Raw genomic sequence first — 12,744 nt, forward strand, 5'->3', positions numbered from 1 at the left:
CGGTCCTCCGGCCTTTGAACTAGCCTCGCCCCCATCCATGGCAGTCCTCCGCACCCCCCTCATGCGCCTGTCCCTGGGCGCCGCGCTGCTGCTCGCGCCCTCCACCGTGCTGGCCCAGGCGCCCTCCGCGCCCGCGCCGAGCGCCACGGCTTCGCCCGTTGCCGCCGTTCCGGCTTCGTCGCCCGAGGCCCAGAAGTCGGCCCCGCCGAGCGCCACGGCGCCCGCCGTCGTTCCGGCTTCGTCGCCCGAGGCCAAGAAGTTGGCCCCCAGTGCGACGGCGCCCGCCTCGGCGGACAATGTCCGGGTTGCGGCGCCGCCCTCCGCGCCGAGCACTCCAGTGGCCCCCGCCCAGAAAGCGGCGGTGGTGCCAGGCTCCACGGCATCAACCGTCCCTCCCGCCCCGGCGGAGGGTTCTACCGAGGCTTCCGCTTCAGCAGTGCCGGGCGCGGTGCCCGAGTCCGCGCCCACGCCAGAGGCGTCCGCCGCATTGCGTCAGAAGACTCCGGGCGCGGAGCCTCGCTGGGAGGACCCCGCGCTTGAGGGCGCCGCGGCGGCGACGGAGGCCGAGGCCGAGCCGGAGAGCATGGGGTGGATGCTCATCCGCACGCTGCTCGTGCTGGGCGCGGTGGTGGCGTCCATCTACCTCACGCTGAACGTGGGGCTGCGCCGGTTGATGGGCCTCCAGGCGGCCGCGCCGGGAAAACAGACCGTCGTCACCGTGGTGGAGCGCCTGACGCTGGACCCCAAGCGCGCGCTCTTCGTGGTGAAGGCCGCGGACGAATACCTGCTGGTGGGCGGCGGCGAGGCGGGCCTGCAGCTGCTGTCGAAGCTGGATTCGGAGGCAGTGGAGCGCATCCGCGCGCAGCGCCCGCAGACGAACGTGGTTCCCCTGAGCCCTTTCCTTCAGAAGCTCCTTTCCCGCCGCTCCGGGGGCTCGTCGTCCCAGCCCCCCGGCGCCTGATGGCACCCGTCCCGTGAACGCCCAGACTCCTGCCCGCTCCTTGCTCCCGCGCGTCTCGCCCTGGCTCTTCGCGGCCGCGGTGTCGCTGCATCCCTTCATCGCCCTCGCGCAGAAGAAGCGCCCCGGCTCCATCCCCGACTCCGTGGCCAACGAGGCGGTGAGCGCCGACACCTTCACGTCGCGTCCGCTCATCCTCATCCTCGCACTCGCGGCCATGGGCCTGGTTCCCTTCGCGCTGATGATGGTGACGAGCTTCGTGAAGATCTCCGTGGTGCTCTCCATCGTCCGCTCGGCGCTCGGCACCCAGCAGATTCCGCCCACCCAGGTCATCACCGGGCTGGCCGTCATCCTCACCGTCTACATCATGGCGCCCGTGGGCATGACGATGTACCGGGCCTCGGAGCTCAACGTCTGGGACTCCTCGGGGGCTGGCGCGTTCTCCTCGGCGAAGGTGGGCACCCTCCTGGATGGCGCTGACCGCGCCAAGGAGCCACTGCGCGACTGGCTGATGAAGAAAGTCACGCTGAAGGACCGCTCGCTCTTCTACAACCTGGCCAAGAAGATGCGCCAGGGCGAGGACCGGGACTCGGTGGACAGCAAGGACTTCATGGTCATCGTCCCGGCCTTCGTGGTGTCGGAGCTGAAGGAGGCCTTCCAGATTGGCTTCCTGCTCTTCGTCCCCTTCATCGTCATTGACATGGTGGTGGCCAACATCCTGCTCGCGCTGGGCATGCACATGCTGTCTCCCACCACCATCTCCATGCCCTTCAAGCTGCTCCTGTTCGTCCTCGTGGACGGCTGGTACCTCATCGCCAAGGGCCTGGTCGTCGGCTACTTGTAGGAAGAAGGCATCCCATGAACCAGCTCACGGCCATCACCCAGGAGGCACTGTTCCTGGTGCTCGTGGTGTCGGCCCCGCCGGTGTTGATGAGCCTCATCGTCGGCTTCATGATCTCGCTGTTCCAGGCCACCACCCAGATTCAGGAGCAGACGCTCACCTTCGCGCCCAAGGTCATCATCGTCTTCGGCGTGCTGGCCATGACGGGGCCGTGGATTGGAAGCCAGCTGGTGCGCTTCACCTTTCACGTCTTCGACCGGTTCCCCGCCCTCATCAAATGAACGCCGCGGACCTCGTGTCCGAGCTGGCTGCTCGGACCAACTTCTCCGCCGCCATCTTCACGGTCGCCCTGCTGATGTGCCGGGTGATGCCGGTGCTCATCTTCAGCCCGTTCCTCGGCGGTGAAGTGGTGCCCACGGAGATGAAGATGGGCATCGGGCTGACGCTGGCCATCGTGCTCTATCCCTCCATCGCGCACACCGTGACGACGGTTCCCCTGACGGCGCTGCCCTACATCGCGCTGATGGCCAAGGAGGTCTTCATCGGGTTCTGCATGGCGTTCATCGTCAGCAGCGTCTTCGAGGCGGCGCGCATCGCCGGCACCCTCACGGACACCATGGCGGGCAGCAACAATGCCCAGCTCTACGTGCCGCAGCTCGGCCAGCAGGTCTCGCTCTTCTCCAACCTCAAGGTGCAGCTCGCCGTGGTGTTGTTCCTCACCCTGGACGGGCACCACCTGGTCATCAGTGCCCTGGCGGAGAGCCTCGCCGTGGTGCCGCTGGATGGCTTCCCACGCTTCAGCCAGGGCTCGTGGACCTTCTTCGACCTGCTGGCGCGGGTCTTCGCGGACATGCTGAGGGTGAGCCTGGCCCTGTCCGCTCCCGCGATGCTCGCCACCTTCCTCACGGACGTGGCGCTGGGCGCCATCAACCGCGTTGCGCCGCAAATCCAGGTGTTCTTCATCTCCATGGCCATCAAGCCGCTCGTCGGTGTGCTCATCGCCTTCCTGGTGATGGGGGCGCTGCTGGCGCGCATTCAGGGCGAGCTGGCCCACATGCTGCGGGTGCTCACTGACGCCCTGCGGCTGCTGGCCTGAGCCTCTTCCCCGGGAACGCGCGCCCATGTCCGACGAGGGTGGAGACAAGACAGAAGAACCGTCGCAGAAGAAGCTCGACGACTCTCGCAAGAAGGGTCAGGTCTGGAAGAGCAAGGACCTGAGCGGCGTGGCGGTGCTCGTCGTGGGCCTGGGCGCCGTGAAGGCGACCTGGGACAACGTGGAGCATGAGATATCGAGCCTCTTCCTCTTCAGCTTCGACCAGCTGGCCAAGGGCGATGACCTGGGGGACGCCACCTGGCAGTTGATGTACCTGGGGCTGCGCGCGATGTTGCTCGTGACGCTGCCGGTGCTCGCGGGCGGGGCACTGGTGGGCGGGTTGATGGAGTTCCTGCAAGTGGGCTCCCTCTTCACGTTGGACCCGTTGATGCCCAAGCTGGACAAGCTCAACCCGCTGGGCGGGTTGAAGAACATGTTCAGCAAGAAGTCGTTGGTGGAGCTGCTCAAGAACCTCATCAAGATCTCCATCACCGCCAACGTCGTCTACGGCGTGGTGCGCGACGCCATGCCCATGGTGGTGGAGACGGTCCGCCAGGACACGCACGCCATCATGGTCATCATGGGGGAGCTGGTGACGCGTGTGGCCACCCGCGTCGCGCTGCTCTTCGTCCTCTTCGCCATCTTCGACATCTGGTGGCAGCGCAAGTCCTTCATGAAGGACTTGATGATGTCCAAGGACGAGGTGAAGAAGGAGTACAAGGAGAGCGAAGGCGACCCGCACCACAAGGCCAAGCGCAAGGAGTTCCACCAGGAGATCATGGAGGGACAGCAGATGGAGGCCGTGCGGGACGCGGACGTCATCGTCACCAACCCGGACCACGTGGCCGTCGCGCTCAAGTACGACCGGGAGAAGGACGGCGCGCCCCGGGTGCTGGCCAAGGGCATGGACCACAAGGCCGAGCGCATCAAGGGCATCGCCCGCGAACAGGATGTCCCCACGCTGCGCAACGTGCCCCTGGCCCACGCGCTCCTGCGGGTGGAGGTGGGCCACGAGGTGCCCGAGGAGCTCTACGACGCGGTCGCCGAGGTCCTCAACTTCGTCTACGACCTGAAGAACGGCGGTCCCGCCCCGGTGGCCCGCGCGTGAGCGGCCCTGGAGCGGTTATCATCGGCAGGACTTCTCGGAGCGCCCCATGAGTGACGACGCCGAAATCGCCATCGCGCTGAAGTACGACAAGGAGAAGGACACCGCCCCGCGCGTGGTGGCCAAGGGGCTGAGGCTCAAGGCGGAGAAGATTCGCGCCATCGCCAAGGAGCACAACATCCCCATCATGCGCAACGTGCCCCTGGCCAACGCCCTGTACCGGGTGGAGGTGGGACAAGAAGTGCCCGAGGAGCTCTACGACGCGGTCGCCGAGGTCCTCAACTTCATCTACGAGATCCAGCGCGAACACGCGGCCGCCGGAGGGCGGTAGGGGAGGGGGGCTGGACGGCCCCCCCCTTCCTGGAGTGAGCTTCGGAGTTCACGATGGCCAGAATCAATAATCAGCCCCCCGGACCCCAGTGGCCCTGGGGGGGACCCCGCAGCGTCCGTGAGCGCCTGGTTGACCCTTCCCAGGTCGACCGCAAGAAGCTGCGCAAGACGGGCAATCCCAAGAACCCGGCGCTCGCCTCCGCGGCGCTCCTGGACTTCATCGGTCCCGCGCACTCGTCGGAGGAGCTGCGCCTGCCCCTGCCCCCTCATCCCGGCGGGCATGACGCGGACCTGGAGGGCTTCAGCGACCGGCCCCACCTGGCCAGCGTGGCGGGGCGGGGGAGCGACGAGTCGCGCCACCTGATGGAGCGGGGGCTGACGCGCATCAACGCGTCCCCGGACCGCCTGGAGCGCCTCAAGGCGCTGCTCCAGCGAGAGTCCTCCATGCTCACCCTGGTGGACCAGGTGAACGAGGAGACCAAGGAGATCATCCGGCGCATGTGGGCCGAGCAGAAGGACGAGGGTTACTAGCGCATGCCGGAGGACCCTCAGGACGAGGCCCAGCTGGCGGCTCGGCTCCAGCGTTGGGCGGATGGCAAGTCCACGCTGCGCGAGGTGCGCGGCTATTCCAACGACGAGCTCTACGCCATCGCCAAGACGGCGTACTACTTCTTCTACCAGGGCCGCATCAACGAGGCCCGGACGCTCTTCCAGGGCCTGTACGCCGTGAATCCCACGGACGGCTACTTCGCCAAGGCGCTGGGCGTGGTGGAGATGGCCGCGGGCAACGGGACGGGCGCCCTGGCCGCCTTCGACGTCGCCGCCAAACTGTCCCCCCAGGATGCGTCCGTCTACGTCGGCCGCGCCGAGGTGAAGCTCGCCCTGGGCAAGAAGGACCAGGCCATCGAGGATCTGCGACGCGCCGCGGCAATGACACCGGTGGATGATCCGGTGGTGCGCAAGGCCGGCGCCATGCTCACGGCGCTCGGAAAGCGTTGATTCTGGCTTGTCCCGGCGTCTGGTTGTGGCCAGACGCCGGGTAGGTGAGCCCGGAACAGTCTGTTAGGCTCGCCAGGTAAACCCCAACCCCTCGTTGTGGAGAGGTGGAGTCAGTCAATGAGCACGCAGAAGGCGAAGATGGGCCCACTGCCTCCGGAACCCGCGGAGCTGGTGGAGAAGCGCGACAAGTTGCTGGCGGAACTGGAGTCGCAGTCCAAGGTGGCCCAGGGAACCTTCCTCCAGGTGGTTCGGACGATGAAGATGCTGGTGGCCTCCACGACGCCGGGCACTCCGTTCGACGAGAAGCTCTATGGCGACGTGTCGGGCGCCCTCCAGCGCTTCATGGCCGACCCCATCCTCCCCGTGCCTCCCACGCTGGGCCTCGTGGTCTCCTACCTGTCGGAGCGCCTGAGCACCTACGGGATGACCATCCAGAACGCCGTCAAGGAGGCCAACCCGGAGCTGCACGCGAAGTTCGCGTTCGCTCCCCCGGGCGCGCAGGCCCCCGCGGCCCCCGCTGCTCCGCCGGCTCCTGCCCGCACGTCGGGCGCCCCCGCCGCCAAGGACGGCTTCGAGAGCGCTTCCAACAAGCGCTCCCTGTCCCTGGACCCGGAGGCCAGCCCGCCGCCCCCGGCAGATCCGAAGAAGGAGCAGCAGCAACTCGAGTCCTTCAAGGCCTGGATGAAGAATCCCAGCCTTGGAAAGCTCAAGGGTTAGGCCCGTTTCCCGGGGGGGACCCGGGCCTCGCGAAAAGGCCGGAAATGATCCCGGTTAATTCGCAGGAAACTTCCGAGCCCCTCCCCCGATAATCTTTTTGTAGCCGCCGCTGCACTTCATCCCGCAGCAAAACCAAATCAATCACTGGAGAACGACCATGAGCATCTCTGCCAACTTCAACGCCGCTGCGAGCAGCATCCTGGCCGGTTCCAAGGCCTCCAACGCGATGATCGCCGCCGCCCCCGAGGATCAGCGTCCGTTCCTGCAGGCGCAGGAGCAGATGCAGCGTGAGGCGAAGCTGGTCGAGCTCATCTCGAACTCCATGAAGAAGATCGAGCAGATGCAGAGCGCGATCGTCGGCAACATGCGCGGCTAGTCGTAAGCCCGCAGCCTGCTGCACCCTGGCCTCGCAACAGCTCCTGGAGCTGGTGCGGGGCCAGTTCATTTCCAGGGCCCGGTGGAATCACCTCGTCGGCTTGTCCGAAACTTTCCGGCCCCGTCTCACGAGAATTCCTTCACCCCACCCCTTTTGGAGAAATCCATGGTCGCTCCTGTCAATGGCGGTTCCCGTTCCACGTCCACGGCGAAAACGAGCCAGGCGGAAGCCACGCCGTCGGATCCCAAGGCCGAGCAGGCCAAGCAGCAGGCCATCATCGACGACATCGGCAAGAAGCCGGAGACCAAGCTGACCACCGAAGACCGCGCCAAGTACGCGGACGCGGTGGGCACGAACCAGGTCCTGCAGAACCAGCCGTTCCTGAGCTTCTTCTCCAAGTCCACCACGGAGAGCCTGACCAAGAAGCTGGACGCGGACGTGGCCAAGTTCACGAAGGAGAACCCGAAGGCGTCGCTCAAGGACATCGAGTCGCACGTCAAGGACCGCTTCAAGGCCCAGATGTTCAGCGCGGTGGTGGCCCAGAAGGGCGTGGACATGGCCATCGCCAACCTGAAGAAGCAGCTGCAGAAGATTCGCGACGGCTTCGACGAGTAGTGCCTTCTCGGCGTCCCCTGACTGGTGGGCTCGCTGGAGGCGGGCTAGACTCCAGGCCGCCTCCGTATTCGCCCCGGGAATGAGTCCAGATGACGACGACCCAAGCCAAGGCGCCGGTCTCCAATAATGATGGGAAGCCGCTGTCCGGCCCGGAGTTGCTCGAGCGGGCCACTCAGGGCTTCGACCTGTTCCAGGACGGCCGCTTCCAGGAGTCCCTGGCCGTCTTCGAGCAACTCGCGGCCATGGATGGCTCCGAGGCTTACTTCCAGACAGCGCTCGGCGCCTGCCACCTGGCGCTGGAGAACCTGGACCAGGCGGAGGCCCACTTCAACCGGGCCATCGAGCTGGACCCCACGGACCTGACGCCGTTCGTCAACCGGGGAGAGGTCCACCTGCGCCAGGGCAAGGTGATGGAAGCCGCCCATGACTTCAACCACGCGGTGTCCCTGGACCCCGAGGGCAAGGACCCGCTGAGCGCGCGTGCGCGCATGCTGGCGGCCGCGGCCCTGGAGAGCGTGGAGGAGGCCCAGGGGGTCTCCGACGGCGACTCTGGTCCGGACGGGCGTTAAGCCCTCCCTTCGCATCTTCCGACGGACACCCCGCCCGGCTCGTGAGGCCCCCCTTGGGCCCGGGGCCGGGCGCGGACTAGGATGGCTCCCCGCTGATGTCCGCCTCCAATCCGAACAGCTTCCTCTCCAAGTACTCCGACATCGTCCTCGCGATTGTCGTGGTGTTCATCGTCGGGATGATGATCGTCCCGCTGCCCACGCTGCTGCTGGACGTGCTGCTGACGCTGAACATCAGCATCTCGGTGGTGCTGCTCCTGGTGTCCCTCTACGTGCCAGCGGCGCTGCACCTGTCGGTGTTCCCGACGCTGCTGCTCATCACCACGATGTTCCGGCTGTCGCTGACCATCTCCACCACACGTCTCATCCTGCTCACGGGCGACCCGGGAGAAGTGGTGGTGGCGTTCGGCAACTTCGTGGTGCAGGGCAACTTCGTCGTCGGCGCCATCCTCTTCATCATCCTCGTCATCGTGAACTTCATCGTCATCTCCAAGGGCTCGGAGCGTGTCGCCGAAGTGGCCGCGCGCTTCACCCTGGACGCGATGCCGGGCAAGCAGATGTCCATCGACGCGGACCTCCGCGCGGGCTCCATCGACCAGGACCAGGGCAAGAAGAAGCGCCGTGACTTGGAGCGTGAGAGCCAGCTGTTCGGCGCCATGGACGGCGCCATGAAGTTCGTGAAGGGCGACGCCATCGCCAGCATCATCATCACTGTCGTCAACATCGTCGGTGGCCTCATCATCGGCGTGACGCAGAAGGGGATGACGGCCGCGGACGCGGCGCAGAAGTACACGCTGCTCACCATCGGTGACGGCCTCGTCGGCATGATTCCCGCCATCCTCGTCTCCACCTGCGCCGGCATCATCGTGACGCGCGTCGGTGGTGATGAAGAGGGCGCGCACCTGGGCAAGGACATTGGCACGCAGCTCACCGCGTACCCGAAGGCCATCGCCATCGCCGCGGGCATGCTCATCGTCCTGGGGCTCGTCCCGGGTCTGCCCAAGATTCCCTTCTTCCTGCTGGGCGCGGGCGCGGGCTTCGGCGCGTGGACGATGCTCAAGAAGAAGCGCGAGTCGGAGATGGTGGAGGAGGCCGGTCCGGCCATGGAGTCGGACCTGGGCACGCCGATGTCCTCGGAGCCCGCGCCCAAGGAGCCGATGAATCCGGACTCCGAGCTCTTCATCCCCGTCGTCACGCCCATCGTCCTGGAGGTCTCCGACGCGCTGGTGCCGTACGTGGACTCGCGCCAGGACAACGGGAAGTTCCTCTTCGAACTCATCCCGTTCATGCGCGACGGCCTCTTCATCGAGCTCGGCGTGCGCTTCCCGGGCGTGCGCGCGCGCGGCAACTCGTCGCTGCCGCCGGGCGCCTACCAGGTGCAGATCAACGAGGTGCCCGTCGTCACCGGCCAGGCCACGCTGGGCCACGTGCTCGTCAACGACACGGTGGACCGCCTGCGCCTGATGAACATCCAGGGCTTCGAGGCCATCAACCCCGCCACCCGCCAGCCGGCCGCGTGGGTGCCCGAGCAGCACCGCGACACCCTGGAGGCCGCGGGCCTGACGACGTGGGACGTGCCCGGCTACATCATCCTGCACGTGGCCGCGGTGCTGAGGCGCAACGCGCGGGAGTTCGTCGGCGTGCAGGAGACGCAGACGATGCTGGAGCAGTTGGAGAAGGCGTTCCCCGCCATCGTCAAGGAGGTCATCCCCAAGGTCGTCAACGTGCTGAAGTTGACCGACATCCTCCAGCGGCTCGTGGAGGAGGAGATCTCCATCCGTGACTTGCGCGGCATCCTCCAGGCCCTGGCGGAGTACGGGCAGGTGGAGGCGGACAACGTCATGCTCACCGAGCACGTCCGCGCCTCGCAGCGCCGCTACATCTCCCACAAGTACGCGCGCGGCAGCGGCACCCTCGTGGTGTACCTGTTGGATCCGAACATCGAGGAGGCCATCCGCGGCTCCATCAAGCGGACCTCCGCGGGTGCGCACCTGGCGCTCGAGCCGGAGCTGGCACAGGAAATCGTCCAGGCCGTCCGCTCCGAGTGCGGCCACCTGCCGCCCAGCGCCCAGCGCCCTGTCATCCTCACCGCCATGGATATCCGGCGCTACGTCCGCAAGCTGCTGGAGTACGAGTTCAACCCCTCGTTCTCCGTCCTCAGCTACCAGGAGCTGTCCCCCGAGCTGAACATCCAGCCGGTGGCTCGCATCTCCACCCGGTAGCCGCGTTGACCCGGGGTCGGTCCTCGCCGACCCGTCACCGTTCTGATCGGAATCCTTGCGCTTCAACGCAACTTCCGACGCACGCTGTCGAGAATGGAAGTACGGCGGGAATGCGCGCTTCCGGGCGTGGGATTCCCCGAGATTCGGGAGGAAGTCATGACGAGTGTCACCCAAGCCGGCAACGCTCCCCGTACCACCAGCACTGGCAACACGAAGGTCGGGCTGAGTGAGACGGAGCTGACGAAGAACCTCGGGCTCATCGAGAACACGGTGGAGCGCGCCCTCTCGGAGATCGAGTCGGCGGTGAAGCAGCTCAAGCAGCTGGACGAGAACTCGTTCGCGGCCGGGGCTCCCCGTCCTGGCGACACGGCCTCGACGGCGGGCACGGGCGGCGCCTTCCCCACGGAGAAGCCGGTCCTCACCGAGGACACCTTCCGTCCCCCCGACAAGCTGAAGGTGGACGACAAGGGCACCATCACCACGCCGGGCGGCTACAAGATTGAGCAGCTGGGCCAGTTCGAGTGGAAGATCTCCGGCCCGGACGGCAAGAACACCCGCATCTGGGGTGACCCGCACGTCGACGAGAGCGACGGCGGCAAGTTCGACTTCAAGCGCAACACCACGTTCAAGCTGCCGGACGGCACGGAGATCAACTGCTCCACCGTGCCCTGGGGCAACGCGGGCATGACGGTGACGGGCAAGCTGGACATCACCAACGGCGCGGACCACATCGCCGTGACGGACATCGACAAGGGCAAGGGCAAGGTCGGTGAGCTGACGAAGGACGGCTACGAGACGACGGTCGCCTTCCAGTGGGACGACGCGTTCAAGAACAACAGCAGGGACTTGCTCGTCATGGGCAAGGACTCCGACGACTGGGCGAACGTGGGCAAGGAAGTCATCGGCGACGAGGGTGGCGGCGCCACCTTCAAGCACGGCAAGGATTTGGAGTTCCAGTACAAGGAGACTCCGTCCCTGCTGACGATGCTGCCCGAGCCGGCCAAGGAGAAGAAGGACGCCAAGACGGCGGACGTGTCCAAGCAGCGTGACGCGCTGATGCAGCAGATCTCCGACCACGTCAGCCGCGCCATCTCCGAGCTGGGCAAGTCCAAGGAGTCCGAGAAGGACCAGCCCATCGAGGACCGCTTCAAGTCGGTCACCAAGATGTTCAAGGCCTTGGATGAGATCAACTCGCTGAATGATATGATCAAGCCTCGGAACGTCTTCTTCTGACCTTGACCCGCAGGTAGAGGGGCCCACGCGTGGGGCCCCTCGCGAGGTGGCCGTGAGCAGCAAACCGGAGAGCGAAGCCCCGTCGGATGTTCGGATTCCGAAGGCCCTGACGGAGAAGCTCGTCCGCGGGGAGCTGCAGTTGGGCCAGTTCCTCGGGATGACGCGCGAGCGGCTCTTCGACTACGCCGGCATGGGCCACAGCATGCTGCAGGCCGGCCGCACCCGCCTCGCCCTGGAGATCTTCCAGGGCCTGGTGACGGCGGCGCCCCGTGAGCCCGCCTTCCTTACCCAGCTGGGCGCTACCTACCTGACGCTGGAGCGCACCGACGAGGCGTTCGACGCCTTCCAGCGCGCGCTCGCGGTGGAGCGCTCCAACGTGGACGCGCTGGTGGGCCGCGGTGAGCTGCTGCTGCGCCGGGGCAACATCCCCGACGGGCTCAAGGACCTGAGCCGCGCGATTGAACTGGACCCGAGGCTCCAGAAGCGCTCCACCCAGCGCGCGCGGAGCACGTTGCTCGCCCTCAAGTCGCAGGCGGAGCAGATCAAGGGACGCCCGGCGTCCTCGCAGAAGAAGTAGCGGTCGGCAGCGGAGCAGCGTGGGGCGCCTTCACCTGGCGCTCCCTGTCCGCGCGCTCAGGCGCCAGCGACCACGGCGATGAGCAGCACCAGGAACACCAACCCCACCAGACCCATGACGACGAGCGGGACGAGCTTCTGCTTGTCCTTGAGCGCGGCCAGGGCTCCACCCGGCGCCACCTCGTCGGGGAGGGACGTCTCGGCGGAGGGCTGGATGGGCTCCTCCGGCTCCGGAGGGACGGGTTCCGGCTCGGGCTCCGGGGGCGCGGGTTCGGGCTCTGGAGGCGCGGGCTCCGGCTCTGGCTCCGGGGGCTTCACTTCCTTGCGCACCGGGGCGGGACGCTGGGGCGACGGGGGCGGGGCCTTCTTGATGTCCGTGGCGAGCTGGACCTGCTCCTCGGCGGGCTCGCTCGGGTCCACGTAGAGGAAGCGCGTGCCGCCGACCTCCAGTTCGTCGTTGTCCTTGAGGGCCCTGCGGTTCACCCGCTTCTTGTTGACCTTGATGCCGTTGCGGCTGCCCAGGTCCTCGACGTGGGTGCCGGACCAGTCGCGGCGAATCTTGGCGTGCTTGCGGGAGGTGAGGTCGTCCTTGAGGACGATGTCCGCCTCCTTCTCGTCACGGCCGATGACGAGCTCCTTCGCGTCGGCGATTTCGATGCGCTCGCCTTCGCGCGGGCCGTTCATGATGCGCAGGTAGCGCTCCTCGGCGCTGGACAGCCCCCGCATCACGTCCTTCAGGTTGCCCCGGGCGATGAAGGACGTCTTCTCCGAGTTGACGTCGCCGTTGAGCTCCGTGACGCGATCAAACTTCACGTCGTACTGGGCGATGGCGATGACGTCGCCGTTGCGCAAGAGGCGCTTCTCACCCTTGGGCAGGGGCTTGCCGTTGATCTGCGTGCCGTAGGCGCTGCCCAGGTCCTCGAGGAAGAAGAGGTTGCCCTCCTGGACGATGCGCGCGTGGTTGCGCGACACCGCCTGCTGGGCGAGCACCACCTGGCAGGACTTGTCCCGTCCCAGGGTGATGACCGAGTCGCCGAGGACGAGCTCAGTGCCCTGGGCTCCGGCCTCGCTGCGCTGCGTGACGGTGAGACGGACGCTCATCGAGGGGGTGGT

Annotated in this window: 16 protein-coding genes; 15 read left to right on the forward strand and 1 reads right to left on the reverse strand. The window is 66.7% G+C overall.

All coding sequences use genetic code 11. From position 1 onward, the window contains the following. The first annotated feature begins 37 nt into the window (after nucleotides 1-37). From HUA76_RS46295 to HUA76_RS20135, 15 genes are all read left to right on the forward strand, one after another. Nucleotides 38-961: a flagellar biosynthetic protein FliO gene (locus HUA76_RS46295; protein ID WP_305794243.1), complete on the forward strand. Its 924-nt coding sequence runs from the start codon at nucleotides 38-40 to the stop codon at nucleotides 959-961. Between the two features lie 13 nt (nucleotides 962-974). Further along, nucleotides 975-1,802, forward strand: coding sequence for a type III secretion system export apparatus subunit SctR (sctR, locus tag HUA76_RS20070; protein WP_174457188.1), 828 nt, complete (start codon nucleotides 975-977; stop codon nucleotides 1,800-1,802). Nucleotides 1,803-1,816: 14 nt separating this feature from the next. Then, a complete protein-coding gene (gene fliQ, locus HUA76_RS20075) occupies nucleotides 1,817-2,080 on the forward strand; it encodes a flagellar biosynthesis protein FliQ (RefSeq protein WP_174457187.1) in 264 nt (87 codons plus the stop codon). Next, complete coding sequence (locus HUA76_RS20080; RefSeq protein WP_174457186.1) at nucleotides 2,077-2,895, forward strand: flagellar biosynthetic protein FliR; 819 nt, start codon at nucleotides 2,077-2,079, stop codon at nucleotides 2,893-2,895. The genes fliQ and HUA76_RS20080 overlap by 4 nt, the downstream gene beginning before the upstream one ends. Nucleotides 2,896-2,920: 25 nt before the next feature. Then, nucleotides 2,921-4,000 (forward strand): type III secretion system export apparatus subunit SctU, encoded by a 1,080-nt coding sequence (gene sctU, locus HUA76_RS20085; RefSeq protein WP_174457185.1) that lies wholly within the window; start codon nucleotides 2,921-2,923, stop codon nucleotides 3,998-4,000. 46 nt (nucleotides 4,001-4,046) lie between these two features. Further along, on the forward strand, nucleotides 4,047-4,328 hold the full coding sequence (locus HUA76_RS20090; protein ID WP_141647468.1) for an EscU/YscU/HrcU family type III secretion system export apparatus switch protein: 282 nt from the start codon (nucleotides 4,047-4,049) through the stop codon (nucleotides 4,326-4,328). A gap of 53 nt (nucleotides 4,329-4,381) precedes the next feature. Beyond that, entirely contained in the window at nucleotides 4,382-4,858 is a 477-nt protein-coding gene (locus HUA76_RS20095) for a hypothetical protein (protein WP_141647467.1), read from the forward strand. A 3-nt stretch (nucleotides 4,859-4,861) separates the two neighbouring features. After that, the gene (locus tag HUA76_RS20100; RefSeq protein ID WP_141647466.1) at nucleotides 4,862-5,326 is read left to right on the forward strand and encodes a SycD/LcrH family type III secretion system chaperone; all 465 of its coding nucleotides are present in this window, start codon (nucleotides 4,862-4,864) and stop codon (nucleotides 5,324-5,326) included. Nucleotides 5,327-5,443: 117 nt separating this feature from the next. Continuing rightward, a complete protein-coding gene (locus HUA76_RS20105; protein ID WP_174461811.1) occupies nucleotides 5,444-6,043 on the forward strand; it encodes a hypothetical protein in 600 nt (199 codons plus the stop codon). Between the two features lie 157 nt (nucleotides 6,044-6,200). Further along, a complete protein-coding gene (locus HUA76_RS20110; RefSeq protein WP_141647464.1) occupies nucleotides 6,201-6,419 on the forward strand; it encodes a hypothetical protein in 219 nt (72 codons plus the stop codon). Between the two features lie 165 nt (nucleotides 6,420-6,584). Next, complete coding sequence (locus HUA76_RS20115) at nucleotides 6,585-7,034, forward strand: hypothetical protein (protein WP_174461812.1); 450 nt, start codon at nucleotides 6,585-6,587, stop codon at nucleotides 7,032-7,034. 89 nt (nucleotides 7,035-7,123) lie between these two features. Further along, entirely contained in the window at nucleotides 7,124-7,603 is a 480-nt protein-coding gene (locus HUA76_RS20120; RefSeq protein ID WP_141647462.1) for a tetratricopeptide repeat protein, read from the forward strand. 95 nt (nucleotides 7,604-7,698) lie between these two features. After that, nucleotides 7,699-9,822 carry a type III secretion system export apparatus subunit SctV gene (sctV, locus tag HUA76_RS20125; protein WP_141647461.1) on the forward strand — a complete coding sequence of 708 codons (2,124 nt, stop codon included), beginning with the start codon at nucleotides 7,699-7,701 and terminating at the stop codon, nucleotides 9,820-9,822. 156 nt (nucleotides 9,823-9,978) lie between these two features. After that, complete coding sequence (locus tag HUA76_RS20130; RefSeq protein ID WP_174457183.1) at nucleotides 9,979-11,055, forward strand: DUF1521 domain-containing protein; 1,077 nt, start codon at nucleotides 9,979-9,981, stop codon at nucleotides 11,053-11,055. A gap of 52 nt (nucleotides 11,056-11,107) precedes the next feature. Then, nucleotides 11,108-11,632: a tetratricopeptide repeat protein gene (locus tag HUA76_RS20135; protein ID WP_246137666.1), complete on the forward strand. Its 525-nt coding sequence runs from the start codon at nucleotides 11,108-11,110 to the stop codon at nucleotides 11,630-11,632. 56 nt (nucleotides 11,633-11,688) lie between these two features. Here HUA76_RS20135 and HUA76_RS20140 read toward each other — a convergent pair whose 3' ends face one another. Beyond that, nucleotides 11,689-12,732 carry an FHA domain-containing protein gene (locus tag HUA76_RS20140; protein WP_174457182.1) on the reverse strand — a complete coding sequence of 348 codons (1,044 nt, stop codon included), beginning with the start codon at nucleotides 12,730-12,732 and terminating at the stop codon, nucleotides 11,689-11,691. Nucleotides 12,733-12,744 lie beyond the last annotated feature (12 nt).

Origin of the sequence: Myxococcus sp. CA056 (genome assembly GCF_013336715.1) — a bacterium.
Lineage (GTDB): Bacteria > Myxococcota > Myxococcia > Myxococcales > Myxococcaceae > Myxococcus > Myxococcus llanfairpwllgwyngyllgogerychwyrndrobwllllantysiliogogogochensis.